The sequence below is a fragment of the Mycobacterium paraseoulense genome, assembly GCF_010731655.1.
Taxonomy (GTDB): domain Bacteria; phylum Actinomycetota; class Actinomycetes; order Mycobacteriales; family Mycobacteriaceae; genus Mycobacterium; species Mycobacterium paraseoulense.
On sequence record NZ_AP022619.1, the window covers coordinates 4,275,435 to 4,301,039 of the forward strand.

Genomic DNA, 25,605 nt, shown 5'->3' on the forward strand with positions numbered 1-25,605 from the left:
GATGCAGAACGTAGTGATGAGAAGGAGCGGCGCCGATGACCGCGCCGGCGACGATGCAGAACGTAGTGATGAGAAGGAGCGGCGCCGATGACCGAGCCCGCTAAGTTGCCCTGGTCGGACTGGATCCCGCAGCAACGGTGGTACGCCGGACGCAATCGGGAGCTGACCTCCGCCGAGGCCGCCGTGATGGTCCCACTTCGGGAGGACCTCGACCTGGTGCTGGTCGACGCCCAGTACGCCGACGGCTCATCCGAGCGCTACCAGGTGATCGTGCAATGGGATGCCGGGCCGGTCTCCGAGTACAGCACCGTCGCCACCATCGGCGCCGCCGGGGACCGCACCGGCTTCGATGGCCTCTACGACACCGACGCGCCCCGGTTTCTGTTGTCGCTGATCGACTCGTCGGCCGTGCGTAGCGCGTCCGGCACCGAGGTGAGGTTCGCCAAGGAGCCCGGTGTCGAACTGCCGCTAGAGGCGCTGCCGCACGTCTCGGACGCCGAACAGAGCAACACCAGCGTCATCTTCGACCGCGACGCCATCTTCAAGGCGTTTCGCCGGGTCAGCAGCGGCATCAACCCCGACATCGAGCTGAACCGGGTACTGGCCCGCGCCGGCAATCCGCACGTGGCCCGGCTGCTCGGCACCTACGAGATGGCCGCCGCGGACGGCACCAACGATGAGGCATGGCCGCTCGGCATGGTGACCGAGTTCGCGTCCAACGCCGCGGAAGGGTGGGCGATGGCCACCGCCAGCGTCCGCGACCTGTTCGCGGAGGCCGATCTGTATGCGCACGAGGTCGGCGGCGACTTTGCCGGCGAATCCTGCCGGCTCGGCGAGGCCGTCGCCTCCGTGCACGCCACCTTGGCGGAGTCCCTCGGTACGGCGAAGGCGGCCTTCCCGGTCGACACCGTGCTGGCGCGGCTGTCGTCGACCGTGGCGAAGGTGCCCGAGCTGCAGGAGTACGCGGCGACCATCGAGGAACGATTCGCCAAACTCGCCGACGAGGAGATCACCGTCCAGCGGGTGCACGGCGACCTGCACCTCGGTCAAGTGCTGCGCACCCCCGAAAGCTGGCTGCTGATCGACTTCGAGGGCGAGCCGGGCCAGCCGCTCGAGGAACGGCGGGCTCCGGATTCGCCGTTGCGTGACGTGGCGGGTGTGCTGCGGTCCTTCGAATACGCCGCGTACGGACCGTTGGTGGACCAGGCGGCCGACAAGCAACTGGCCGCCCGCGCCCGGGAGTGGGTGGAGCGCAACCGGACCGCGTTCTGCGAGGGCTACGCCGCCGCGGCGGGGGTCGACCCGCGCGACTCGGCCGACTTGCTGGCCGCCTACGAACTCGACAAGGCGGTGTACGAGGCGGGATATGAGGCGCGGCACCGCCCCCATTGGTTGCCGATCCCGCTGCGCTCCATCGCCCGGCTCACCGCCTCGTAGCGGCAGGATAGGAAATCGCTATGCGTCGCCTGCGAGCGGCACGGGCGTCTGGAACCATGTCCGTGTGACGAGCGAGATCTTCGACAGCGAGGCGCGATTGTCCTGGGTGTTGGCCGCGCTGGCGGGCATCCTCGGGGCGATCTCGTTCACCCACTCCGCGGGGTACTTCGTGGTCTTCATGACGGGGAACGCCCAACGCGGGGTGCTGGCCTACTTCAGCCACCAACCGTGGCTCGCCGCGAGTGCCGGCCTGCTCATGGTGGCGTTCGTCGCCGGCGTGGTGATCGCCTCGGTGTGCCGGAGGCGCTTCTGGGTGGACCATCCGCACGGGCCCACCGTGCTGACGACCTTGAGCTTGGCGGCGGCGGCGGTGGTCGACGTCTTGGACGAAGGGTGGGAAGAGAACTTCCTCGACTTCGCGCCCATCATGCTGATGGCTTTTGGCACCGGCGCGTTGAACACCTCGTTCGTGAAGAACGGCGAAGTGTCCGTTCCGCTGAGTTACGTGACCGGGACGATGGTCAAGATGGGCCAGGGCATCGAGCGGCACATGGCCGGTGGGAAGGCGTCCGACTGGCTCGGCTATTTCCTGCTGTTCGCCAGCTTCGTCGTGGGCGCAGCGATCGGCGGCTGCATCAGCGTCGTGGTCAATGGGACCTGGATGCTGGTGATCGCTGCGGTCGTGTGCGCGTTGACGACCATTTACACATACTTTCACCAGGACCGGCGCGCGCTGTTGAACGACCGGCTGGACAAAAAGCATCGGCAGCAGCGCTGACCGGTGCGCTGCTGCCGATGCTGGCTTGGCGGGTTTCAGGCCGCCGGTTGTGCCGGCTGGGCCGGTTGTGCCGGCTGCGCCGGCTGGGCGGTGGTGTTGCTGGCCAGCAGCACCTGCTGGATGTCGGGCTTCATCGCGACCAACTGCTGATTCCAGTAGGGCCACGAGTGCGTCCCATTGGCCGGGAAGTTGAACGTCCCGTTGCGCCCGCCGGCCGCGGCGTAGGTGTTCTGGAACTGCTGGTTGGTGCGCAGCGTGAGGCCCTCCAGGAACTTGGCCGGCATGTTGTCGCCGCCCAGGTCACTGGGTGTGCCGTTGCCGCAGTACACCCAGATCCGGGTGTTGTTGGCGACCAGCCGCGGAATCTGAACCATGGGGTCGTTGCGCTTCCACGCCGGGTCGGTGGACGGACCCCACATGCTGTTGGCGCTGTAGCCTCCCGAGTCGCTCATCGCCAGCCCGATCAGCGTCGGCCACCAACCCTCGGACGGGTTGAGGAAGCCCGAAAGCGAAGCGGCGTAGGGGAACTGCTGCGGGTAGTACGAGGCCAGGATCAGCGCGGAGCCACCGGACATCGACAGGCCCACCACGGCGTTACCGGCCGGGGAGACCTGCTTGTTGGCCTGTAGCCACAGCGGCATTTCCTGGGTCAGGAACGTCTCCCACTTGTAGGTGTAGTTCTGGCCGTTGCTCGACGACGGTTGGTACCAGTTGCTGTAGAAGCTGGACTGGCCGCCGACCGGCATCACCACCGACAGGCCCGACTGGTAGAACTCCTCGAAGGCCGGGGTGTTGATGTCCCAGCCGTTGTAGTCGTCCTGGGCGCGCAAACCGTCGAGCAGGTACACCGCGTGCGGTCCGCCGCCTTCGAACTGAACCTTGATGTTGCGGCCCATCGACGGTGACGGCACCTCCAGGTATTCCACCGGAAGACCCGGTTTCGAGAACGCCCCCGCGGTAGCCGAGCCGCCGGCCGCCGTGACGAGGCCGGCCATCAGGGCGGCCCCCATGGCCGCGACCGCCAGTTGACGCGGCATGGTTGCCGCGGCGCCACGCAACTTCCGCAACTCTTCGAAGAACTTCATAGCTCTCTACCCATCCCAACTTTCATCTGCCGCGTGCGGCGGTCGAATCTGTTCGTGGGCAGTGAAACACGTCAGGACGAGGCAAATCGCCTGTCGCGGCCGGAGCTTCACATCGCGGTTGGCTAACGATTGGGAGTCGGCCGGAAATCGTTACGTTCGGGTCACGATCGGCTATCGAGGGCGCAACTAGGCGACGAGCCGGCGCAACAGCGTTGAGGCGGCCGCGATTCCGAGGACCGCCGCGACCGCCAGGACGACGATGTCCATCGGGTTGAAGGGCGTGCCGATCAGCAGGCCCCGCAACGCGTTGACCTCGTAGCTGAGCGGGTTCACCCTGCTCAGCACCTGCAGCCAGGCGGGCATCACGTCCACCGGGTACAGCGCGTTGGAGGCGAAGAACAACGGCATCGTGATGGCCTGGCCGATGCCCATCAGCCGATCGCGGCTGCGCACCAGGCCGGCCAGCGTCATCGACAGGCAGGCGAAGAATGCGGCGCCGAGCATCACGACGGCCATCGCGGCCACGATCCGCAGCGGGTTGACCGTGAGGCCGATATTCATCAGGTACGCCAACGCCATGACGCCGACCACCTGGGCGACCGAGCGCACGCCGGCGGCGAATGCCTTGCCGGTGATCAGCGCCGACGCGGGCGCCGGCGTCACCATCAACTTGGCCAGCACGCCCGCGTCTCGGTCCCAAATGATTTGTATGCCATAGAAAATGGAGATGAACAACGCCGACTGGGCGATGATCCCCGGCGCCAGGAAGGCCAGGTAAGACACCGATCCCGTCTGGATGACGTGCAGGTGGCTGAACGTGGTCCCGAAGATCAACAGCCACAGCGCCGGCTGCACCATCCGGGTGACGAGTTCGGTTCTGTCGTGCTGCAGCTTCTGCATCTCGACGATCGCGAACGCGCCGACGCGGCTGAGCACCGCACCGACCCGTTGCCATCCACGCGGTGCGCGAACCAGGGTTGCGGGCATGACGCTGTCAACCGACACGGCGCGCAGCCTTTCTGGCGGAACGGATTTCACGCAGCGATCCCGCGGACTCGGACGACGCGGATCCATCGTCCAGGCCCGAGGCCGCATAGTGGCGGAACACATCCTCGAGGGTGGCGCGCGGCGACACGGTGGACTTCAACTTGGCCGGCGTACCCACCGCCCGCAACTCACCGCGGTGCATGAGCGCGACCCGATCGCACAGCGCGTCGGCCTCTTCCATGTAATGGGTGGTCAGCAGCACGGTCACGCCGAACTCGGCCTGCATCTTGCGCACCTGCGTCCAGACGCCGTCCCGCGCAATCGGATCCAGCCCGACCGTCGGTTCGTCCAGCACCAGCAGCGATGGGCGGTTCACCAGCGCCTGCGCCACCTCGAGGCGCCGGACCATGCCGCCGGAATAGGCCGCGGCCGGCCGATCGGACACGTCGAGCAGCTCCATCGCGGTCAGCGCCTGCTCGACACGACCGGAACGTTCGGCCCGGGGCACGCCGTAGAGCCGCGCGAACCACTCGACGTTCTGCCGGCCGGTCAGCGCTGGTTCGATCGAGAGTTGTTGCGGCACATAGCCGATGTTGCTGCGAATGTCGGTGGTCTGGTGGCGCGCGTCCAGCCCGAAGACGCGCAGTTCGCCCTGCTGCACCGGCGCCAGGGTGGTGAGCATCCGGACCATGGTCGTCTTCCCGGCGCCGTTCGGGCCCAGCAGGCCCATGGTTTCGCCGGTGCGCACCTGCAACGTCACGTCGTTGACGGCGGTGAACTGACCATACCGATAGCTCAGGTGCCTGGCGTCGACCGCCATCGGCAGTGACCTGCTCATGACCGTCGCTCCTGCAGTCTTCTGGTCATCGTCTCCATGACCTCCAATCCCTTTGTCAAAGACTCGATTTCATCGTCGTCGAGTTCGGCGAGCACTTCGGCCAGCACATCGCGGCGCGCGGCCCGAGAGGCGTCGACGACGTGCTGGGCGGGCTCGGCCAGCTGTAACCGTCCGACCCTGCGGTCGGTGTCGCCGACGGTCCGGATGAGCAGCCCGCCGGACACCAGCTTGGAAACCAGGGTGGACGCGGTGTTGGGGGCCAGCCCGAGCTCGGCGGCGGCGGCGTTGACCGAGATGCCCGGTTGTCGGGCCACCAGCCACAACAACTCGGACTGCGATTCGCTCAGCCGTGACGAGTCGAAGCCGCGCCCAGCCGAGCGTCGCAGTTGCCGGCGGAATCTGCCGACGACGCGAAACACGTCGGTGACCACATCGGTACTCGACTTCACCTTCCCCATGATACCTCTGTAGCCGAGCTATTTATGTGGGGAAGCTGTGTGCCGGTTATGTACCCGCTACTTCGGGAGTCGATGCAGGACGACGTCGGTGAGGACCCCGTCGGCGACCCGGGCGGTCATGTAGGTGCAGAAGGGCTGCCGGCGGCGATCGGTCGGCGAGCCCGGATTGAGCAGGCGCAATCCCGTTTCGGCGCGCGTGTCCCAGGGGATGTGGCTGTGCCCGAACACCAGCACGTCGGTATCGGGATACAGCCGCGCCATCCGCGCTTCGCGGCCGGCCGCCGCGCCGGTCTCGTGCACGACCGTGAAACGCACCCCCGCCAGGGTCACGTCCGCCCTTTCCGGCAGGCGCGCCCGTAATGCGGAACCGTCGTTATTGCCCCAGCAGGCCACCAGCCGGGCCGACCTGCCTTCGAGTTCATCCAGCAGCTCGGGCACCACCCAGTCGCCGGCGTGCATGACGACGTCGGCCGTCTCCACCTCTTCCCAAACCCGTGCGGGCAGGCCGCGGGCGCGCTTGGGGACATGGGTATCGGAAATCAGCAGCAGCCGCACAACCCTATCTTGGGCCGGCTTGGGCCGGCGGTCGTCACCCCGCTGTCGAAGCCATGGCTTTTTCGCGCCTGGCGGCCGCCGCGTCCGCATCCTCACCGAGGAGAAGGGACCGGACGAGGCGACGCGGGCCGAAGGGCCGCAGCATGGTGCTGGCGGGGCGCGGGCGCACACGTATCGGCCACCAGAACCACCGCCCGAGCAGCGCGGCGATCGACGGCGTCATCAACGAGCGCACGATCAACGTGTCGAACAGCAGGCCGAGGCCGATCGTGCTACCCGCCTGCCCGATCGAGCGCAGGTCGCTGGCAACCATCGACATCATGGTGAAGGCGAAGACGAGGCCCGCCGTCGTGACGACCCCGCCGGTCTCGCCCATGGAGCGGATGATGCCGGTCTTCAGCCCGGCGCCGATCTCCTCCTGGAACCGCGACACCAGCAGCAGGTTGTAGTCCGAGCCGACGGCCAGCAAGATGATCAACCCGAACACCGGCGCGATCCAGTTCAGGTCCAGGCCGAGGAGGTGTTGCCACACCAGCACCGTGAGCCCGAAGGCCGCACCCAGCGATAGCAGCACCGTTCCGACGATCACCATGGACGCCACCAAAGCCCGCGTGATCATCACCATCACGACGAAGATCAACGTCAGCGCCGCGAGTCCGACGATCAGCAGGTCGTAGTGCGAGCCCGACTGGATGTCGCGGTAGATGGCCGCCGTGCCGGCCAGATAGAACTTGGCCCCGGTGAGGGTCGTTCCCTTCACGGCTTGATGCGCCGCGGCCAATTCCGGCATGACGGCCGAAATGCCCGCCGGAGTGGCCGGGTCCGCATCGTGGGTGATGATGAAGCGCGCGGCCTTACCGTCTGGAGACAGGAAGAGCTTCAGACCGCGCTGGAAGTCGGGATTCTGGAAGGCTTCCGGCGGCAGGTAGAAGTAGTCGCCACTGCGGGAGGCGTCGAAGGCCTGTCCCATCGCGCTGGCCGTGTCGGTCATCTGAGCCATCTGCGTGACCAGGCCCGAGAAGCTGCTGTGCATCGTGAGCAGCGTTCCCTGCATCGATTTGGCGACGGCGATCATCGGCGGGAACTGCGCGGCCATCTGCGGGATTATCGCATCGACGTTGTTGACGTCCTTGATCAATGTGCTCATGTTCTCGCTGAATTTGTCCACACCGTCGATCGCCTCGAACACCGACCTCGTCGCCCAGCAGACGGGGATGTCGAAGCAGTGCTGTTCCCAGTACAGATAGCTGCGGAGCGGCCGGGCGAAGTCGTCGAAATCGGCGAGGTGGTCCCGCATTTCGTCCAGGGTGGCCTGCATGTCGTGCATATCGCCGACCATGTGATGCGTCGCGTTGCCCATCTGCCCGAGCAGGCCCTGCATCCGCTGCATCGAGGCGATCATGGCGCCGAGATCGTCGCTCATCTTCAGCATGTCGGCCGTCCGGTCCCTCATGAACTGAAGGTTCTCCTGGATCGGGATCGATTGTGCACTGATCTGGAACGGTATCGAGGTGTGCTCGATCGGCCCGCCCAATGGCCGGGTGATGCTTTGCACCATCGCGATTCCCGGTGACCGGAAGATGTCTTTGGCGAGCCTGTCCAGGATGATCATGTCGCCGCTGTTCCGCATGTCGTGATCGCTCTCGATCATGAGGATGTCGGGATTCATGGTGGCGGCGGTGAAATGGCGCTCGGCGGCCGCGTACCCCACGCTCGACGGCAGGCCGCGGGGGATGTAGAAGCGGTCGTTGTAGCTGACCTTCATGCTCGGCATGAACAGGATGCCGACGATGGCGATGACCAACGAGGCCGCGAACACCGCTCCAGGCCAGCGCACGGTAGCCGTGCCGATGCGCCGCCAGCCGCGCGTTTTGATCATGCGTCGGGGGTCGAGCAAACCGAACCGGGTGGCCACGGCGACAACGGCCGGGGCGGCGGTCATCGCGCCGGCGACGACGACGAGCAACCCCAGCGCGGACGGGATGCCCAGTGCCTTGAAATACGACAGCCGCGCCAGGTGCAGGCAGAAGGTGGCCCCCGCGATCGTCAGTCCCGAGCCCAGGATGATGTGCGAGGTCCCGCGGAACATCGTGTAGTAGGCCGTTTCCCGGTCTTGACCGGCCTGGCGGGCCTCCTGGTAGCGACCGATGAGAAAGATCGCGTAGTCGGTTCCCGCCGCGATCGCCAGCGAGGAGAGCATGGCGACCACGAACGTCGAGAAGCCCAATAGTTCGTAATTCCCCAGCAGCGCGACCAGCCCCCTGGCGGTGCCCATTTCGAAGCCGACCATGACGAGCACCAGCAGCAACGTGCTGACGGACCGATAGGCGATGAACAGCATGATCATGATGACCACGCCGGTGACGCCCATCATCTTGAACATGCTCTTGTCGGCGGCTTCGTTCATGTCCGTCGTCAGCGGTGCCGGGCCGGTGACATACACCTTGAGCCCTGCGGGCGGCTCCGACTTGTCGACGATCTTGCGTACCGCGTCGACGGATTCGTTGCCCAGGGTGCTGCCTTGGTCGCCGGCGAGGTTGAGCTGGACGTAGGCGGCCTTGCCGTCCTTGCTCTGGACGCCGGCGGCGGTGAGCGGGTCGCCCCAGACGTTCTGGACGTGCTGCACGTGCTTGGGGTCGGCCTCTAGCTTTTTCACCAAGCTGTCGTAGTAGCGGTGCGCCTGGTCGCCGAGCGGCTTGTCGCTCTCCAGGACGACCATCGCGATGCTGTCGGAATCCGACTCGTGGAACGTTGCGCCCATCCGCTTGGCGGCAATCATCGCCGGCGCGTCTTTCGGCGACATGGTCACTGCGTGCTTGCGTGCGACCGACTCGATCGGCGGCACAAGCACGTTCAGGGCAACGGTGAGCAGCAGCCAGCCGATGATGATCGGCCATGCGAAGGTGCGGACGAACCGCATGAATCTCGGACGGGCGTCGGTGTTGGTGTTCATGCGGCCTTCACCAGGCAGGAGGTTTGCGCGTGGTGCCCGGCCGAGGACTGCTCATCCTTGACCACACCGTTGACGGTGATGCGGCACCCGAGTGTGTCGCTGTTGCCCTGTGCCACGACGTTGGCGATCACGGCAGGCACCGTCGTGGTGATGGTGAAGGTCCAGGGCAGGCTGGCGAAGTCGGCCTGTGCCGGCTGTGCGTTCTTGTCCAAGTAGCTCACGCTTCCCGTCGTGTCGCTGGGCCCGTAGATCTCGTATGTCACCTGCTTGATGTGCGAGGGCTTGAGGGGCTCGGCGCTGCTGCCGGTGGCGGTGAAGATCGCTTCGGAGCCGAAAACGCCGCGGAGCCGATCAACGGCAACGCCGCCGAGGGCGACCGCCACCACGACGACGAGCGGTACCCATGCCCGTCTCAGGAACGTGGACACTGACGTTTCCTTTCCCTCGTGACCTGCTCGTCCTGGTACGGAGTCTCAGCCCCGCATGACCGCACCCAATAGGGCCGTTTGGCCCGCACCTGAGGGTCGGCAGGCACACGTCAGGCGCCGTCGCGTGGGCGGTCACCCGCGAGCCCTGTGCGACCCGCAGCTCAACCAATACCATACCCCCCCGGGTATCGCCAGGCCTTCATACCATACCCCGCCGGGTATGGTATGAAGGAGTCATGGCACTCGAAGTACAAGGCAATTCGCCGCTCGCCGCCGGCGCGGCCGCGCACGACCCCGCCGACATGGAGGCCGTCCTCGCCCGGTTACGCCGGGCACACGGTCAACTCGGGGGCGTCATCTCGATGATCGAGCAGGGGCGCACCTGTAGGGACGTCGTGACGCAGTTGGCCGCGGTTTCGCGGGCGCTGGATCGCGCGGGATTCAAGATCATTGCCTCCGGTCTGCGCGACTGCATCACCCGGCCGGAGGGTAGTCCCACTGACGGGCGCGGCGTGACGATGGACGAGCTGGAAAAACTGTTCCTGAGCCTGGCCTGACGACCGGCTCCTATGAAAAGGGAATGACCAATGGACCGCGCCGAAAGTGATCGAGCTGGATCGAAGGTCACGCTGTGGCTGGACCCGGTGTGCCCGTTTTCCTGGAACACCGCGCGTTGGCTGCGCGCCGTCGCCGAGGAGACCGGCATGTCGGTGGATTGGCAGCTGATGAGCCTCGCGGTGCTCAACGCGGGACGAGAACTCCCGCCCAAGCAGCAGGCCCGGATGCGCGACTCGCAACAAGCCGGCCGCCTCATGGCCGCCATCGCGCGGGAGAAGGGCGAGGCCGGGTGGGCTGACGCGTACTTCGCCTTCGGCGAGCGATACATCGACCGCGCCGAGCCGCTCGACGACAGCCTCGTCGCCCATGTCTTGACCGCGGTGGGCGCACGCGCCCCCATCGCGGCGGCCGTCTCGGACGGGTCCCTGGACGAGCTCGTGCGGCGAGGGCATCAGGCGGCACAGGACGCGCTCGGCGAAACCGGGGGTAGTCCGATTCTGCAGATCGACGGGCATGCCTTCTTCGGACCGGTCCTGACCGCGTTACCCGATGCGGATCGCGCCATCGGGCTCTTCGACGCGGTCGCGACGCTGGCCGCGGTTCCGCAGTTCGCCCAGCTGCAACGGCCGCGCGCCGCGGCCTAGCCATGCGGCACCGATAACACCCGGAAAGAGGAGAAGAAATGACATCAGGTTTGACCATCACCTTGCACACCTCGTTCGACGACGCGGTGAAACGGACGACGGACGCCCTGGCCGAGCAGGGTTTCGGCGTGCTGACCACGATCGACGTCAAGGCCACGCTGAAAAAGAAGCTCGGGGAGGACATGGAGGACTACCTCATCCTGGGAGCGTGCAACCCGGTGTTGGCGCACCGCGCGCTCGGCATCCACCGCCAGATCGGTCAGTTACTGCCGTGCAACGTCGTGGTGCGAGCCGACCCCGAGGGCGCCGGCGACGCGGTTCTCGTCGAGGCGATGGACCCGCAACTGATGGTCAAGGTGACCGGCGAGCAGGGGGCCTTGCAGGACGTCGCGGACCAGGCCACCGCCAAACTGCAAGCCGCGATCGGCGCCCTGAAGCAACCGTCTCCGACGCCCTGACGCCGGCCCCTCGGGGCCGGCCAGGCCCGTGACATCGCGGGCCGTGGTAGGCGTGCCGTGATCACCGAGGTCGGCCGACGTCTCGACGAATCGCTCGTGGACGTCTGAAAGGTATTGGTGTGTCGGTTCTTTCGGGTCTGGTGTGGGCGAAACTGACCGCACCGGCACTCGTGGTGGCGCTTTCGCCCATACCCATCGTGGTGTCGTTGGTGCTGCTCGTCCACAACGATCGGCCGTACTCGTCGAGTGTCGCGTACTTGATGGGGAGGCTAGTGTCGCTGACCGTCCTCGCCGCGGGATTCGTGCAGTTCCCGCGATTGTTCGACGATCTGCTGGGGCCCGCACCGGCGTGGGCCGACTGGGCGGTCATGGGTGTCGGCGCGGTGCTGATGGCATTCGGTGTCTGGCTGTGGTGGCGACGCGCCCACGGGAGGGGCGGGCCGGGGTGGGAAGGCAGTGTGGGCACGATAACTCCGTCGGCCTCGGCCGCGATCGGGATGTTTCCCATGCTGGCCAACCCGAAGGTGCTGGCCGCCAGTGCGGCCGTTGGGACGGAGATCGCCACCGTCCGAATGAGTGCAGTGAGCTCTGTGCTGGCGGTGGCTTACTATGCGGTGCTGGCGAGTTCGCCTGTCGCCGCTCCCGTCCTGGCCTACCTGGTAGTCGGACCGCGGATCGACCCTCAGCTGGAGCGGATCAGGCGGTGGATGCAGCACCAGCGCCGGGCACTCACGGCCGCGGCCGTGGTGTTGGTAGGCCTTGCCGTGATGCTGTACGGGCTGTCCTGAGACGGGCCGGCGGCTGACGAACGGGATGGCCGCGGCGTCGGTCAGCCGCGTTGACTGCGTGCTTCGGCGCCCGTCTCCCCGGCATCGAAAGAGTCGTCCGAACCGGCCGCCCCGACGTACGAGCCGTCGGTCTCGCCGGCCGCGGCGCGTGAGCGAGACTCGTGAGCCTCCGGTTCGACGTCGGGCTCTGTCTTGTGGCCCTTACCTTCTGGCATGATTCCCTTCCAGGCGGCTCGCAGCGATGAGCTAGGGATTCCCCGGTTCGTCGTGGTGAAACCACCGTCCTCAGCGCGCGGCGCTATGGTTACCACCTGGAGCCAAGGAGAAATTCAATGCGCACCTTCGATTCAGTAGCCGACCTCGCCGCCGCCGCCGGCGAAACCATCGGACACAGCGACTGGGTGACCATCACCCAGGAGGATGTCAACCTCTTCGCCGACGCGACCGGCGATCACCAGTGGATCCACGTCGACCCCGAACGCGCGGCCGCCGGTCCGTTCGGTAAGACGATCGCCCACGGCTTCATGACCTTGGCGCTGCTGCCGCGCCTGCAGCACCAGATCTATACCGTCAACGGCATCAAGCTGGCAATCAATTACGGCCTCAACAAGGTTCGGTTTCCAGCCCCGGTGCCGGTCGGTTCACGGGTGCGTGCGCAGACGTCATTGGTCGGTGTCGAGGATGTCGGCAACGGCGCCGTGCAGGCGACCATGTCCACGACCGTCGAGATCGAAGGCGCGTCCAAGCCGGCGTGCGTCGCCGAGAGCATCGTCCGCTACCTCACCTGACCGCCCGCAGCGCGGGCCCTAAGCCACGGCAAGGCGGCGGCAAACCCCGCTCAGAACTCCGCTACCGAGTGTTCGAGCCGCTCGGCCAGGCGAGCCTGGGCCTCCGCGCGCCGGGTGGGGATGTGCGCCGACGGGAATGGCGTTGTGACGGGCTGATATTCACGCAAGGTGCGCCGGGCCACCGTCATCTTGTGCAATTCGGTGGCGCCGTCGGCGATGCCCAGCGACTCCGCGGCCACCATCATCTTGACGAACGGCATCTCGTCGGACACGCCAAGCGCGCCGTGCAGGTGCATGGCTCGCTGCACGACGTCGTGCAGCACCTGGGGCATGGCGACCTTCACCGCCGCGATGTCGCGGCGCACCTTCTGGTAGTCGTGGTGCTTGTCGATCAGCCACGCGGTGCGCAGCACCAGCAGCCGGAACTGCTCGATCTGAATCCAGCTGTCGGCGATCTTCTCCTGGGTCATCTGGAAATCAGACAGCCGGCCCTGCCGGGTCTTGCGTGACACCGCGCGCTCGCACATCATGTCAAAAGCGCTGCGTGCCAATGCGATTGTCCGCATGGCGTGGTGGATGCGGCCACCGCCGAGCCTCGTCTGCGCGATCATGAACGCCTGGCCCTCGCCGCCCAGCACGTGGTCGGCCGGCACGCGCACGTCGGTGTAGCGGACATAGCCGTGGCTGGCCCGCTTCGACGACTCGGCTCCCACGCCGACGTTGCGGACGATCTCGATGCCGGGCGTCTCCGCCGGAACGATGAACAGCGACATCTTGTCGTAGGTGCGTGATTCGGGGTTGGTGACGGCCATGACGATGAAGAACGACGCGTGCTTGGCGTTGGTGGAGAACCACTTCTCCCCGTTGATCACCCAGTGGTCGCCGTCGCGGGTCGCGGCGGTGACGAATTGTCCCGGATCGGAACCACCCTGCGGTTCGGTCATCGAATAGCACGAGGTGATCTCGCCGTCGAGCAGCGGTTGCAGATAGCGGGACTTCTGTGCGTCGGTGCCGAACATCGCCAGAATCTCGGCGTTGCCCGAGTCCGGCGCCTGGCACCCGAAAACGGACGGCGCCCAGCGGGAACGTCCGAGGATCTCGTTGAGCAGGGCGAGCTTGACCTGACCGAATCCCTGCCCGCCGAGCTCTGGCCGCAGGTGCGCGGCCCACAGCCCCTGGTCCTTCACCTGCTGTTGCAACGGCCGCAGGATCGTCATCATCTCGGCGTTCTTCTTGTCGTAGGGGTCGAGGGCGACCAGATCGAGCGGTTCGAGTTCGTCGGTCATGAACTTCTCGACCCAGTCGAGCTTTGCCTGATATTCCGGATCCGTTTCGAAATCCCACACCGTGGCCACCCGTTCCCCGGCGCATCGTCGCGCCGGCCTCGAAGATGAAGGCCACCCCATCGTAGATGGCGGCGGCGGCGGATCAGCCGTCGCCGCGGGTGTCAATCACGCGCTGGGCGATGTCGACGAGCTTGACCTGACTCTCCTGGGAGAGCATCCGCAGCAGGTCGAACGCGCGCAGTTCGTCCACACCGTAGCGCTCCATGATGATGCCCTTGGCCTGGCCGATGCGGTCTCGCGTCGACAGCGCCGACTGCAGCTGCTGCCCGTGCCGCCCGGCCATGATCGCCGACGCGGCATGCGCGGCGAAGACGGTTCCGATCGTCTCGGCCTCGGCGTCCCAGGCGGCGGCCCGGAAACCGAACAGGTTCAACGCGCCGGCCGTGCGGTCAGCGGTGTAAAGCTTGAACGAAAGGCCGCTCAGCACACCGTGTTCCACGGCCGCCGGCGCATAACGTGGCCAGCGTGGTTCATCGCGGAGGTCGTCGGTGCGCACGATGGTTTGTGCGAGGGCGGCGTCGTGGCAGGGACCCTCGCCGAAGTCGTGCTGTAGCTTGTCGAGTTGCGCGACCAGACTGTCGGTGTCGGCGACGGATTCGAATTCCCCACCCCCTTTGACCAACAGCACTCCCGCGATGTCCGCACCCGGTATCAGGTCCACCGCTGCCTTGGTCACGTCGGCGAGAACGTCACCGAGCGAGCGGGGCGCGGCGATGCCGCGGGCGAGTTCGGCCATGCGCTTGGCGAGCTGGTGGGTCGAGGTCGGGTCTGCAGACTCCATAGGATCGGATTCTCCCCGATCGCCCGGCACGCGTAACCGTCCGGTGCGGATCATCGGTCGATGTTGTTCCGAATGCCGGCAGCTGGTCGCCGCCGGCAACGTTTGTTCGCATTGGCCACGGGTACCCGCCGTCGATCAGATCTATCTCGACCCGCCGGGGAGGCCCAATGTTCATCCATAACAAAGATCTTCAGTTCGAGGTCCGGGTCAGCGAGCCCGATCCACGGTTCGCGACGCTGCTGCAAGAGCAGTTCGGTGGCGCCAACGGTGAACTCAAGGCCGCGATGCAGTACTTCACCCAGGCTTTCGTCCTGCGCGAGAAGAACCCCAAGATGTACGACCTGTTCATGGACATCGCCACCGAGGAACTCAGCCACCTCGAGATGGTCGGCTCGATGATCACGATGCTGCTGGACGGCCTCAACGACAACCTGAAGATCGCCAACGAGAGGTGCGACTGGATGCCCGCGGTGGCCAGTGGCGACGGTCGTGACCAGATCATGCACCAGGTCGCGGTCAACCCGTTGTATCTGGCGCTGAACGGCGGCAGCCCGGATGTGAGCAACTCGCAAGGGGTGCCCTGGATGGGCTCCTACGTCAGCGCCAACGGCGACCCCACAGTGGATCTGCGCAGCAACCTGGCCGCCGAGTCGCGGGCGAAAATCGTCTACGAATACCTCAAGCAGTTCACCGACGACCCGGGTGTGCAAGACACCTTGAACTTCCTGATGACCCGCGAGGTGGCCCATTACCAGCAGTTCACCGCGGCTCTCAACGAGCTTCCGGTGAACTTCCCGCCCGGGCAGTTGGCCGCCGACCCGCGCTTCCAGAACGTCGCGTTCAACATGTCCAACGGCGGCGGCGAATCGATCCGCGGCCCGTGGAACCAGGGCCAGGGGCCGTGGCCGGAGGGGATGGAATGGGAGTATGTCGAGAAGCCCGAACAGCAGTGGCTGGGCGGCTCCACCCGCCAGAACAAGGGCGCACAGGACAACCCGCAGGGCTCACCCGCCATCAAGGCCGAGAAGCCGTTCACCCACGAACAGCGTTTTCCCGCAAGCTGATTCAAGACAAGGAGGCCGGGCGCTGAGGTATCCAGCGCCCGGCCTTCGCATTCCCTACCTGACGTGCGGGTCGGGCGGGTTGTCCTGCTGCCGGGCCTGGGGATACCCGGGCCCGCGGCCTTGAAACGGGACGCTGCCGGCGCGGTACCGGCGCGACATCGCCCGTTTCGCCTGGGCCGATCGGGGGTAGCTCTACGCGATGGCGGCCGACGGCACAACGAAGTCCGTCGTGGTGGCGTTGGCCGCAAACGCCGGAATCGCGGTGGCGAAATTCGTCGGCTTCTTGGTGACCGGGAGCTCGGCCATGCTCGCGGAGTCGGTGCATTCACTCGCCGACACCATCAACGAAGTGCTGTTGATGGTCGGCAAGCGCGTGGCGCTCAGGCGCCCGGATGCGTTGCACCAGTTCGGTTATGGGCGGAGCAGGTATTTCTACTCGTTCGTCGTGGCCCTGCTGGTGTTCGTCCTCGGCGCGGTCGCTGCCGGGTACGAGGGGTATCGCAAGCTCTCCCATCCCGAGCCGATCAGCACACCGGGTGTCGCCGTCGCGATCCTCGTGGCCGCCGCGCTCCTGGAAAGCTTCAGCCTGCGCACGGTGCTCAAGGAGTCGAACCGGCTCAAGGGTTCGGACGGCTGGTGGCAATTCATCCGCAACTCGCGCATCCCGGAGCCGCCCGTGGTGCTGCTGGAGGATAGCGCCGCCTTGCTCGGTCTGGGGATGGCTTTTGCCGGGGTGACCCTGACGGTCGTGACGGGAAACCCGTTGTGGGACGCGGTCAGCACACTTGGCATCAGTGTGCTGCTGGCCGTGATCGCCGTCGTTTTGATCGTGGAGACGCACAGCCTGTTGATCGGTGAGGGAGCAACGGCGAAGCAGTACAAGATGATTCGGTCCGCCCTGCAGCGGACCGAGCACGTCGACTCCGTGGTTGACCTGCGCACCCAATACCTGGCGCCGGACCAGATGATGGTGGCCGCCAAGATCGTGTTCGGACCCGAGCAGGAATTCGCGACCGCCGCCGGTGTGATCAAGGATGCGGAGGCGCGTATCCGGCAGACGGTGCCCGCGGTACGGGTCGTCTACATTCAGCCCGAGCTCGATCCCGCGTCGAGCTAATGCAACTTGGGCAAGACGTTGGTGCGGTAGAACTCGATGGCCACCAGCGGATTGCTCTGGGGGAAGTGCAAAAACGGCACGGCGCCGGCGTCCACGACCGCTTGTACGGCCCTGATGTGCGGAGCCGGGTCGGTGCCGACGGTCCAGTTGGACAGCACCTTGTCGAGGGGATTGACCTCCGCGGCGCGCTGGATGTCGACCGGGTTGGGCTGGTCGACGGCGCCGGCCGTGAAGCGCCACAGGCCGGCCGCGGCGGTCGCCTCGGCGTGGTCGCCGACGACCGCGAACAGCTCCGCGCGCTTGCCCAGGCCGGCGGGGTCGCGGCCGGCTGCCCGCGCGCCGGCGCCGAACGCGGCCAGCAGGGCGGAATTCGTGATGTCGCGGGCCTGACCGATCCATCCGTCACCGTATTGGCCGGCCATTGTCGCGCTCTTGGGCCCACTGGCCGCCACGAAGATCGGCGGCGGTGTGGACGGTGTGTCGTAGAGCTTCAACGCGTTGGTCTGGAAGTAGCGCCCGGCGAACGAGGTTCGCGATCCGCTCCACAACTGGCGGATCAGGGTGATCGCCTCGACCAGCCGATCGTGACGCTCGGTGTACTTGCCGAACGCGTTGGTCGCCGCCTGCTCGTTGAGCCGTTCCCCGGTCCCGACCCCCAGGAAGACACGCCCGGGGTACAGGATCGCCAGCGACGCGAAGGCCTGTGCCACCACTGTCGGGTGGTACCGGTAGGTGGGGCAGGTCACGCCCGTGCCGAAGGAGATACGGCTGGTGGCGTTGCCCACCAATGCCAGCGTCAGCCAGGGGAACATCGAATGGCCCTCGTTGTCCTGCCACGGCTGGATGTGGTCGCTGGCCCAGGCATGCCCGAAGCCGGCCTGTTCGGCCGCCTGGGCTTGCGCCACCAGCTGGTCGGTGCGGAACTGCTCGTGCGAGAGCACCACACCGACCGCCTTGGGCGCGGGCGGCGGCGGGGCCGCAGGCGTGGCGTGGTCGGCGCCCGGCCGGCCACAGCCGGCCGGAAGTCCGGTGGCGCCGAGTACGCCCGCACCGGCGGCCATCCGCCCTAACGTGCGACGCGAGACGCCGGTCACCGGACTAACGTACCCGCCGGTGCGGCGGTCACACCCCCGATGCGACGACCGGCCACCCGCTAGCCTGACTCGGGTGAGTCCCCAGACACGCCCGGCGCGCAAGGCCGACCTCCGTGAACTGTCACGCACGCTGGGCCGGGCCTTCCACGACGACCCGGTGACCACCTGGCTGTTGCCCGACCCTAGGGCGCGCGCCGCGCACCTGCACCGGTTGTTCGCGACGATGACGCGCCACCACCACCTGGGCTGCGGCGGCGTGGAGGTGGCCTGTGCCGGCCCGGGCATCGGCGGTGCTGCGCTGTGGGATCCGCCGAATCAGTGGCGCGAGACGCGCCTGGGCGAACTGGCGATGATCCCCACTTTTCTGCGGGTTTTCGGCCTGCGCTCGGCGAGGGCGCGCGGCCTGCAGGAGTTGATGAAGCGGATGCATCCCGAGGAACCGCACTGGTATCTCGCCGTGATCGGGAGCGACCCGTCGGTCCGCGGACAGGGCTTCGGCCAGGCGCTGATGCGCTCGCGGCTGGACCGCTGCGACGCCGAGTACTGTCCGGCCTATCTCGAGTCGAGCAAGCCCGAAAACGTGCCGTACTACGAACGTTTCGGTTTCACGGTGACCCGCGAGATCGTCGTGCCCGACGGTGGTCCGACCATGTGGGCGATGTGGCGGTCGCCGCGATAGCGGGCGCGCGCGTTTAGCCCCCCTACCCGGCGGGCAACCGATCCCGCATGAGCGAAAACCCTCAAGCCGACGAGTTGGCGGACCCCTCGGATTTTCCCGAGGAAGGCGGGCCCGGTGACACCCTGAACCCGAGCGAAGGCACCGACTCCGACGAGCTTTACAACGACGACGGCGACATCGTCGTCGACCCGCCCGAGGGCTGGAGCGAAGCGAACCGGTTCGGCATGACCGCGCGGGAAGAGCGCGAGGGCGAATCGTTGGATGCGCGGCTGGCCGAAGAGGAGCCCGACGTCGCCGTCGACGACGTGGGGAGCGCACCGCCCGACGGCCCTCCCGGGCGCGCGCATCGGGGCCAGATCGACGGCGCGCCCGAAGACGGCCAGTCGCTCTACGAGGTCGTCGACGAGAACGCAGCGCCGGACTTCACGCAGACCGTGGAGTGAGGTCAGCAGTGTGCGACTGTTCACTCCGAGTCGGGACGATTCGCTAGGGACTGCTCTTCCAGCCGGCGATGCCGATCGCGATCATCCGCAGTTGCTTGACGGCGATGCGCCGGATGTCTTCGAGCACCTCGGTGCTCTGCGCGTCCTCGATGGCCTCCGCGATGACGATCATCGAGTTGACGAACAGGGTCGCCAGCACGTTGAGGTCCTCGGTGCTCCACTCGCGCAGCCGTGGGAAACGCGCCAGGTCCGTGGCCAGCTCCGACGTGATCAACCGGATCTCGGTGCGGATGGCATAGCGCAGCACGCTCAGCCCGCTGTTGCGTTCACGTGCGATGAACCGCCAATGTTCCCGCCGCTGCGCGACACTGGCGACCAGAATTTCGACGGACGACTCGATGACCCGATTCGGGTCGAGCTTGCCGGCGCGCGCGTCACGCAGGGTGTCGCGCAAGCTGCGGAACGACTCGTCGATCAGGACCAGCCCGAGGGCCTCCATCGAGTCGAAGTGGCGATAGAACGCCGCCGGGACGATGCCGACCTCACGGGTCACCTCGCGCAGGCTCAGGCTGGAAAAGCTGCGGTCCTGCAGCAGCTTGAGTGCGGCGGCGATGATGGCGCGACGGGTCGCCTCCTTGCGCTCCTCGCGTGACCGGCTTTCCCGCGAGCGCTCGCGACCAGAACCGCGCATCCGTGAGCTAGGAGTACGGCTGTTCACTATGTGAACCCTACCACAGACCTGCACTAAACCCTTGACTGACCGGGTGTTGTAGGCCCACGGTGTACATATGTTCACTCAAACTGCTCAGACTTCTGGCCGGGCCCTCGCTCGCACTTTTCGGAAGCGAGTCTTGGGTTCCGAGCTTCTCGACCTACTCACGGGGCCACACGGCGTCGATCGCTACACCGAGCTGGTAGCGCCGACCTGGACGCTGGGAGAGGCCCGCGCCAAGGTGATCGACGTGCGCCGCACCACTGCCCGCAGCGTCACCCTCACGCTCGCGCCGAACGAGCGCTTCACGTCCGCATGGACCGTCAAGGCCGGCCAGTACGTCAATCTCACCGTCGAGATCGACGGCCGCCGGCACACCCGCTGCTATTCACCGGCCAACGCCGAGGGTGCGGCCCACCTGGAACTGACGATCGGTCGGCACGACGGCGGCCTGGTCTCGACCTACCTCTACGAGCACGCCCGCCGCGGCATGGTGGTCGGTTTGGCCGGCGTCGGCGGCGACTTCACCTTGCCAGCCGAAAGGCCGCGCAGGATCCTCTTCGTTTCCGGGGGAAGCGGCATCACGCCGGTGATGGCAATGCTGCGCACCCTGGTCGCCGAGCGCCACGAGGGCGAGATCGCGTTCATCCATTACGCCCGCACGGGGGCGGAGGCGTGCTACCGCGACGACCTCGCCGCCCTGCCTGGTGTCCGCGTGTTGCACGGCTATACCCGATCCGACGGCGGTGATCTCGCCGGCCGGTTCGACGCGGCGCATCTGGCCGCCGCCATGCCGTCGCCCGACGCGGTGTTCGTCTGCGGCCCAACGCCGTTGGTCGATGCCGTGCGAAACCACTGCGACAACGTCCACACCGAGAGCTTCGTGCCGCCGTCGGTGGAGGCGCCGGCCAACCCGTCGGGCGGCCGCGTCAGTTTCGCCGACAGCGGAGTCGACGTCGTCGACGACGGGCGCTCGCTGCTCGAACAGGCGGAATCTGCCGGCCTGTCCCCCGAAAGCGGCTGCCGGATGGGCATCTGCCACACCTGTACTCGGCGGAAGACCGCCGGAACGGTGCGCAACCTGATCACCGGCGCGGTCTCGACCGGTCCCGACGAGGACGTGCAGATCTGCGTGTCCGTCCCGGTCGGCGACGTCGACCTATCGCTCTAGCCCCACCCAAACCTCTGAAGGAAAAGCCATGACACAGAACAAGATCACACTGACCCCGGAACAGGCCGACGAATTCGGCCGTGAGCTGGACGCCATCAGGGAACGCGTGATGGCCAGCCTGGGCGCAGAGGACGCCGACTACATCCGCCGCGTCATCAAAGCCCAGCGCGCGCTGGAGGTCGGCGGCCGGGCGCTGCTCTTCCTGCCGCCCGCCTGGCTGCTGGGCACCACGATGCTGGGCCTGTCGAAAATCTTGGACAACATGGAGATCGGCCACAACATCATGCATGGTCAATACGACTGGATGCGTGACCCGAACATCTCCGGCCGCTCTTTCGAGTGGGACACCGCGTGCCCGGCCGACCAGTGGCGGCATTCGCACAACTACATGCACCACACCCACACCAACATCGTGGGGATGGACCGCGACATCGGTTACGGCATTCTGCGGATGAGCGAAGACCAGCGCTGGCAGCCGTACTACCTCGGCAACCCGCTCTACGCCTTCTTGCTGATGGTGCTGTTCCAGTACGGCGTCGCGCTGCACGAACTGGAGACGGAACGCATCCGCTCCGGCGAAATCGAGCTCGCCGACAAACGCGACGTGCTGCGCGCGATCTGGCGCAAGACGCGTCGGCAAACGCTCAAGGACTACGTGGCCTTCCCCTTGCTGGCCGGTCCCTTCGCCCCGTTCGTCTTCGCGGGCAACCTTTCGGCCAACCTGATGCGCAACGTGTGGTCGTACATGATCATCTTCTGCGGCCACTTCCCCGACGGCACCCAGGAATTCACCGTCGAGGAGACCAAGGACGAGTCGCGCGGCATGTGGTACTTCCGCCAAGTCCTCGGTTCGGCAAACCTCACCGGCGGCAAGCTGTTTCATCTGCTGTCGGGCAACCTGTCCCACCAGATCGAGCACCACCTGTTCCCGGACATGCCCGCCCGCCGCTACGCCGAGATCGCGCCCGAGGTGCAAGCGATCTGCGAGCGCTACGGCATCCCCTACAACCGTGGCCCGCTGCTGCGCCAGTTCGGCACCGTCGTCCGCAAGATCGTCCGGCTGACCTTCCCGGACTCGGTGCTACGCAAGGCCACCTCCGACCGGTCGGCCGATCCGGTGCCCGCGGCCGCCTGACCGCAACCCACGTCCCCCGCGCCCGGGGTATTGCGCGCGGGGGACAATGGGCGGCGTGGAATGGACCGGCGCGCGCTACGCGGACAAACCGACGGTGGAGGCATCGACGTGGATCGATGCGGATCCGTCCCGGGTTTGGAGCCTGGTTTCCGACATCAAGCTCATGCCGACGCTGAGCAACGAGCTGCAAGCCGTGGAGTGGTCCGAGGGTGCCGACGCCCCGCGCGTGGGGGCCCGCTTCATCGGACACAACGAACACGAGGCGTTCGGGCGATGGAGCACCACCTCCCAGATCGTCGCGTGCGACGCGCCGCGCGAATTCGCCTGGGCCGTCGGCCAACCGGATAACCCGGCGGCGACGTGGCGGTTCCGCCTGACGCCCCGCGACGGCGGCACGGCGCTGAGCTACTGGATGCAGATGGGGCCGGGACGTTCGGGCTTGTCGGTGGCCATCGAATCGATGCCCGACAAGGAGCAGAAGATCGTTTTCGTGCGGATGCGCGAGTTCGAGGCCGCGATCGGCAAGACCCTCGCGGCGATCAAGAGGCTGGCCGAGCACGGGGTGCGTTGATGCGAACCGCGACGACGGTCGAGTTCTCGGGCGCCGGTCGTGAAACCGCGGACTTCGTCGTCGAGGCGGAGAACCTGGGCCTCGACGTGTGTTGGGTGGCGGAGGCCTGGGGTTCCGACGCGCCGTCGGCCCTGGGCTATCTCGCGGCGCGCACCGAGCGGATCCTGCTGGGTTCTGGCATCCTGCAGGTCGGAGTGCGCTCGCCGGTCATGGTCGCCCAGACCGCCATCACCCTGTCCAACCTCTCGGGCGGGCGTTTCCTGCTCGGGCTGGGCGCGTCCGGCCCGCAGGTGATCGAGGGTTTGCACGGCGTCTCGTTCAGCCGGCCGCTGACTCGCATCGCCGAGACCGTCGACATCGTGCGGCAGGTGTTGGCCGGGGGGAAAATCTCCCACTCCGGCAAGCATTTTCACATTCCGCTTCCCGGCGGCGAAGGCGTGCCGATGCGGTTGTCGGCCCGGCCCGAGCATCCCATCCCCATCTACCTGGCCGCGCTGTCACCGGCGATGCTGCGGCTGACCGGGCGGACCGCCGACGGCTGGCTGGGTACCAGCTTCGTCCCCGAGGGTGCCGGCGACGCGTACTTCTCGCACCTCGACGAGGGCCTGACCGCCGCCGGCCGCACGCGCGCCGACGTCGACATCTGCCAGGGCGCCGAGGTCGCCTTCGCCACCGACGAGGACGAACTGCGCGGCATGGTCGCCGGCCGCAAGAAGGAGCTGGCCTTCAGCCTCGGCGGGATGGGGTCGTCGAGCACCAACTTCTACAACCAGGCCTACAGCCGGCAAGGCTGGGCCGACACCGCCACCGAGGTGCGCGAGCGCTGGCAGCGAGGGGACCGCGACGGCGCGGCCGCGCTGATCACCGACGAGATGGTCTTGGCCACCACGCTGATCGGTACCGAGGAGATGGTGCGCGCCCGGCTTGCGGTGTGGCGAGACGCCGGCGTGAACACCGTGCGCCTGTATCCGGGCGGCGATTCGCTGGAGGCGAAGCTGGACACGCTCGGCCGGGCCATCGAGGTGGTCGCCGAGGTCTAGGACAGATCCGTCGGCGCGTGCACGACCTTCACCAGCTTCACCGCGGGGCGCTCCGGCACCCCGTCGGCCAGGAACCACCGGAAGGCGAGGTTCCCGCACGGATACCCAAGTGTGGTCAGCGAATTCGGGTGGCCGGTCGTTGAGCGAGACAACACGATCGTCACCGAACCGTCGCTGTTGAGCGCGGCGCTGTGGCCGTTGATCGAGCAGCGGACGTCGGGGCCCTCGGCGGCGCCGAAGGTGGCCATGAATCGGTTCCACACCACCAGGTTCCAGAACCGGCATGCGGGAGGGCGGTGGGTGATCACCAGTGCTTCGTCGTCCTCGAGCACGAAGCTGCCGTAGGAGTAGCAGGCGTCGCGCGCCGACCAGCCGAAGTTGGCGTCGGGGACCTGATAGGGGTCGGCGAATTCATTTGCGGCGTGCGCGGTTTCGTGTCCGAGCGCATGATCGTCGCCGACCCGGGTGCCGACCGCCAGCGGCACGATCGCGAACATGGTGCGCAACCAGGTCGCGGCGGCGCGCAGGCGCGCGGCGGTCTCGGCGTCGCCGTGCCGGATCGGCTCCGGCTCGTCGAGCGCCTCGATCCGCCAGGTGACGGGGTGGCCCCTCAGCGGGTCGGCCTGATAGTCGCGGGTCATGAGCACGGCGGCATCGGGCGTGGGGCCGAATTCGAAGGCGAAGTTGCCGTCGGCATCGATATCGAGGTCGCTGTCACGGACTATCGCGACCACCCGGTCGGACCATGCCCCCGGCGACGGCTCGTTGTAGGCGGTCACCGAGAAGTACACGCTGTCGCCCCTGTTGCCGCTGATGCGGTAGCGGCGCTTCGGGTCGACCGGGCACATGAAGTAATAGGCGTCGGTGTTGTCGCCACCCCAGCGGCGGTCCCGGCGGAACGGCGTGTTCACGGCGACGAACTGGGGCCGGCCGGGCTCGGCGAAGAGGTAGGCGTCGAACGCCACCCCGAGCGTGCTGGCGAGCATGCGGTAGCCGTCGGCGACGTGCCGGTCGTCGGCGACCGAACGGTCGCCCTCGAGGAAGGATCGGTCCAGGGTGCCGAGGGTGCCGAGCAACTCCTGCCAGGCGGCGGTCGATTCGTGCGTCATGCGCTGATTCCCTTCAGGAGCAATGCGGTGGTGCGGTCGACCCACGCGTCGTCGAGCTCGGAGGCGCGGGTGAGCAAGCCCATCAGCGTGATGCCGGCGATGGCCTCGGTTAATTCGGCGGCGGTCACGTCGGGCCGGACCTCGCCGCGGTCCGCGGCCCGCGCAAGCAACTGGGCGAGACCGCCACCGATGACGCCGGCGAACCGCTCCAACAGCGCCGAATGCAGGGTCGGGTCCGCGGCCATCTCGCCCACCAGCCCCGGCAAGGCCGCCCGGGCGGCCGGCGTCGTCAGGAAAGCCATTGAGCGACGGACCATTTCGCGCAGGTCCCGGGGCAACGACCCGGTGTCGGGCAGCTCGGTCGCGGCGCCGATGGGAAACACCGCCTCGTGGACCAGGTGCGCCTTGCTCGGCCAGCGCCGGTAGATGGCGGGCTTGCTGGTGCCGGCGCGGTCGGCGATCGCGGACACCAGCAGCCCGGCGTAGCCGGTCTCGGCGAGCAGTTCGACGGTCGCGCTCAGCACGGCGGCGTCGATGCGCGGGTCACGAGGTCGGCCGAAATCCACTACCATTACGAAACCGAGGGTA

At 67.1% G+C, this 25,605-nt stretch carries 29 protein-coding genes; 15 read left to right on the plus strand and 14 right to left on the minus strand.

Features of this window, described 5'->3' with window-relative positions; genetic code table 11:
- Positions 1–87: 87 nt before the first annotated feature.
- Together G6N51_RS19855 and G6N51_RS19860 are read left to right on the plus strand one after the other, a co-directional pair.
- Complete coding sequence (locus G6N51_RS19855) at positions 88–1,437, plus strand: maltokinase N-terminal cap-like domain-containing protein (RefSeq protein ID WP_083174083.1); 1,350 nt, start codon at positions 88–90, stop codon at positions 1,435–1,437.
- Between the two features lie 64 nt (positions 1,438–1,501).
- Complete coding sequence (locus G6N51_RS19860) at positions 1,502–2,215, plus strand: YoaK family protein (RefSeq protein WP_083174082.1); 714 nt, start codon at positions 1,502–1,504, stop codon at positions 2,213–2,215.
- A gap of 35 nt (positions 2,216–2,250) precedes the next feature.
- Here the strand turns inward: G6N51_RS19860 and ag85C are convergent, their stop codons facing one another.
- From ag85C to G6N51_RS19895, 7 genes are all read right to left on the minus strand, one after another.
- Positions 2,251–3,300, minus strand: a complete 1,050-nt coding sequence (ag85C, locus tag G6N51_RS19865; protein ID WP_083174081.1) for a diacylglycerol acyltransferase/mycolyltransferase Ag85C — start codon at positions 3,298–3,300, stop codon at positions 2,251–2,253.
- A gap of 186 nt (positions 3,301–3,486) precedes the next feature.
- Positions 3,487–4,305: an ABC transporter permease gene (locus tag G6N51_RS19870; RefSeq protein ID WP_083174080.1), complete on the minus strand. Its 819-nt coding sequence runs from the start codon at positions 4,303–4,305 to the stop codon at positions 3,487–3,489.
- Positions 4,295–5,125 (minus strand): ATP-binding cassette domain-containing protein, encoded by an 831-nt coding sequence (locus G6N51_RS19875; protein WP_083174079.1) that lies wholly within the window; start codon positions 5,123–5,125, stop codon positions 4,295–4,297. The genes G6N51_RS19870 and G6N51_RS19875 overlap by 11 nt, the downstream gene beginning before the upstream one ends.
- Positions 5,122–5,583: a MarR family winged helix-turn-helix transcriptional regulator gene (locus tag G6N51_RS19880; protein WP_083174078.1), complete on the minus strand. Its 462-nt coding sequence runs from the start codon at positions 5,581–5,583 to the stop codon at positions 5,122–5,124. Before G6N51_RS19880 ends, G6N51_RS19875 begins: the two co-directional genes overlap by 4 nt.
- A 57-nt stretch (positions 5,584–5,640) precedes the next feature.
- Positions 5,641–6,138: a metallophosphoesterase family protein gene (locus G6N51_RS19885; RefSeq protein WP_083174077.1), complete on the minus strand. Its 498-nt coding sequence runs from the start codon at positions 6,136–6,138 to the stop codon at positions 5,641–5,643.
- 34 nt (positions 6,139–6,172) lie between these two features.
- The gene (locus G6N51_RS19890; RefSeq protein ID WP_083174076.1) at positions 6,173–9,091 is read right to left on the minus strand and encodes an MMPL/RND family transporter; all 2,919 of its coding nucleotides are present in this window, start codon (positions 9,089–9,091) and stop codon (positions 6,173–6,175) included.
- Positions 9,088–9,519 carry an MmpS family transport accessory protein gene (locus tag G6N51_RS19895; RefSeq protein WP_083174075.1) on the minus strand — a complete coding sequence of 144 codons (432 nt, stop codon included), beginning with the start codon at positions 9,517–9,519 and terminating at the stop codon, positions 9,088–9,090. Before G6N51_RS19895 ends, G6N51_RS19890 begins: the two co-directional genes overlap by 4 nt.
- A 236-nt stretch (positions 9,520–9,755) precedes the next feature.
- On the opposite strand from G6N51_RS19895, the gene G6N51_RS19900 reads away from it, so the two are divergent.
- The 4 genes from G6N51_RS19900 (at position 9,756) to G6N51_RS19915 (ending at position 11,967) form a co-directional block, all read left to right on the plus strand.
- A complete protein-coding gene (locus G6N51_RS19900) occupies positions 9,756–10,076 on the plus strand; it encodes a metal-sensitive transcriptional regulator (RefSeq protein ID WP_083174074.1) in 321 nt (106 codons plus the stop codon).
- 30 nt (positions 10,077–10,106) lie between these two features.
- Positions 10,107–10,721, plus strand: coding sequence for a mycothiol-dependent nitroreductase Rv2466c family protein (locus tag G6N51_RS19905; RefSeq protein WP_083174073.1), 615 nt, complete (start codon positions 10,107–10,109; stop codon positions 10,719–10,721).
- 38 nt (positions 10,722–10,759) lie between these two features.
- Complete coding sequence (locus G6N51_RS19910) at positions 10,760–11,179, plus strand: DUF302 domain-containing protein (protein ID WP_083174072.1); 420 nt, start codon at positions 10,760–10,762, stop codon at positions 11,177–11,179.
- A gap of 119 nt (positions 11,180–11,298) precedes the next feature.
- The gene (locus G6N51_RS19915; protein WP_163750763.1) at positions 11,299–11,967 is read left to right on the plus strand and encodes a GAP family protein; all 669 of its coding nucleotides are present in this window, start codon (positions 11,299–11,301) and stop codon (positions 11,965–11,967) included.
- Positions 11,968–12,008: 41 nt separating this feature from the next.
- Here the strand turns inward: G6N51_RS19915 and G6N51_RS28805 are convergent, their stop codons facing one another.
- Positions 12,009–12,182 carry a hypothetical protein gene (locus G6N51_RS28805; RefSeq protein WP_167528596.1) on the minus strand — a complete coding sequence of 58 codons (174 nt, stop codon included), beginning with the start codon at positions 12,180–12,182 and terminating at the stop codon, positions 12,009–12,011.
- Between the two features lie 117 nt (positions 12,183–12,299).
- Here G6N51_RS28805 and G6N51_RS19920 point away from each other — a divergent pair, with 117 nt between their 5' ends.
- Entirely contained in the window at positions 12,300–12,755 is a 456-nt protein-coding gene (locus G6N51_RS19920; protein ID WP_083173568.1) for a MaoC family dehydratase, read from the plus strand.
- 50 nt (positions 12,756–12,805) lie between these two features.
- On the opposite strand, the gene G6N51_RS19925 is transcribed toward G6N51_RS19920, so the two are convergent.
- Positions 12,806–14,101, minus strand: a complete 1,296-nt coding sequence (locus G6N51_RS19925; protein ID WP_083173640.1) for an acyl-CoA dehydrogenase family protein — start codon at positions 14,099–14,101, stop codon at positions 12,806–12,808.
- 82 nt (positions 14,102–14,183) lie between these two features.
- Positions 14,184–14,882, minus strand: coding sequence for a GAF and ANTAR domain-containing protein (locus tag G6N51_RS19930; RefSeq protein WP_083173569.1), 699 nt, complete (start codon positions 14,880–14,882; stop codon positions 14,184–14,186).
- Positions 14,883–15,049: 167 nt separating this feature from the next.
- Between G6N51_RS19930 and G6N51_RS19935 the strand changes: the two genes are divergently transcribed.
- Together G6N51_RS19935 and G6N51_RS19940 are read left to right on the plus strand one after the other, a co-directional pair.
- Positions 15,050–15,946 carry a manganese catalase family protein gene (locus G6N51_RS19935; protein WP_083173570.1) on the plus strand — a complete coding sequence of 299 codons (897 nt, stop codon included), beginning with the start codon at positions 15,050–15,052 and terminating at the stop codon, positions 15,944–15,946.
- Positions 15,947–16,145: 199 nt separating this feature from the next.
- The gene (locus G6N51_RS19940; RefSeq protein ID WP_083173571.1) at positions 16,146–17,063 is read left to right on the plus strand and encodes a cation diffusion facilitator family transporter; all 918 of its coding nucleotides are present in this window, start codon (positions 16,146–16,148) and stop codon (positions 17,061–17,063) included.
- Here G6N51_RS19940 and G6N51_RS19945 read toward each other — a convergent pair.
- Positions 17,060–18,157, minus strand: coding sequence for a F420-dependent hydroxymycolic acid dehydrogenase (locus G6N51_RS19945; protein ID WP_083173572.1), 1,098 nt, complete (start codon positions 18,155–18,157; stop codon positions 17,060–17,062). The two genes, G6N51_RS19940 and G6N51_RS19945, sit on opposite strands and share 4 nt — an antisense overlap.
- A gap of 73 nt (positions 18,158–18,230) precedes the next feature.
- Here G6N51_RS19945 and G6N51_RS19950 point away from each other — a divergent pair, with 73 nt between their 5' ends.
- Positions 18,231–18,836, plus strand: a complete 606-nt coding sequence (locus tag G6N51_RS19950) for a GNAT family N-acetyltransferase (protein WP_083173573.1) — start codon at positions 18,231–18,233, stop codon at positions 18,834–18,836.
- 47 nt (positions 18,837–18,883) lie between these two features.
- Complete coding sequence (locus tag G6N51_RS19955; RefSeq protein WP_083173574.1) at positions 18,884–19,279, plus strand: hypothetical protein; 396 nt, start codon at positions 18,884–18,886, stop codon at positions 19,277–19,279.
- A 43-nt stretch (positions 19,280–19,322) separates the two neighbouring features.
- On the opposite strand, the gene G6N51_RS19960 is transcribed toward G6N51_RS19955, so the two are convergent.
- Positions 19,323–19,970, minus strand: a complete 648-nt coding sequence (locus G6N51_RS19960; protein WP_174814406.1) for a TetR family transcriptional regulator — start codon at positions 19,968–19,970, stop codon at positions 19,323–19,325.
- Between the two features lie 97 nt (positions 19,971–20,067).
- On the opposite strand from G6N51_RS19960, the gene G6N51_RS19965 reads away from it, so the two are divergent.
- Genes G6N51_RS19965 through G6N51_RS19980 form a run of 4 tightly spaced genes read left to right on the plus strand, consistent with a single transcriptional unit; the run spans position 20,068 to position 23,908 of the window.
- On the plus strand, positions 20,068–21,162 hold the full coding sequence (locus G6N51_RS19965) for a ferredoxin reductase (RefSeq protein WP_083173576.1): 1,095 nt from the start codon (positions 20,068–20,070) through the stop codon (positions 21,160–21,162).
- A 28-nt stretch (positions 21,163–21,190) separates the two neighbouring features.
- Entirely contained in the window at positions 21,191–22,297 is a 1,107-nt protein-coding gene (locus tag G6N51_RS19970; protein ID WP_083173577.1) for a fatty acid desaturase family protein, read from the plus strand.
- Between the two features lie 46 nt (positions 22,298–22,343).
- A complete protein-coding gene (locus G6N51_RS19975) occupies positions 22,344–22,868 on the plus strand; it encodes an SRPBCC family protein (RefSeq protein ID WP_174814331.1) in 525 nt (174 codons plus the stop codon).
- Positions 22,868–23,908 carry an LLM class flavin-dependent oxidoreductase gene (locus tag G6N51_RS19980; RefSeq protein ID WP_083173578.1) on the plus strand — a complete coding sequence of 347 codons (1,041 nt, stop codon included), beginning with the start codon at positions 22,868–22,870 and terminating at the stop codon, positions 23,906–23,908. The genes G6N51_RS19975 and G6N51_RS19980 overlap by 1 nt, the downstream gene beginning before the upstream one ends.
- Here G6N51_RS19980 and G6N51_RS19985 read toward each other — a convergent pair.
- Both G6N51_RS19985 and G6N51_RS19990 read right to left on the minus strand, forming a co-directional pair.
- Positions 23,905–25,017: a DUF1214 domain-containing protein gene (locus G6N51_RS19985; protein WP_083173579.1), complete on the minus strand. Its 1,113-nt coding sequence runs from the start codon at positions 25,015–25,017 to the stop codon at positions 23,905–23,907. The genes G6N51_RS19980 and G6N51_RS19985 overlap by 4 nt on opposite strands.
- Positions 25,014–25,589 (minus strand): TetR/AcrR family transcriptional regulator, encoded by a 576-nt coding sequence (locus tag G6N51_RS19990; RefSeq protein ID WP_083173580.1) that lies wholly within the window; start codon positions 25,587–25,589, stop codon positions 25,014–25,016. Before G6N51_RS19990 ends, G6N51_RS19985 begins: the two co-directional genes overlap by 4 nt.
- Between the last annotated feature and the right edge of the window lie 16 nt (positions 25,590–25,605).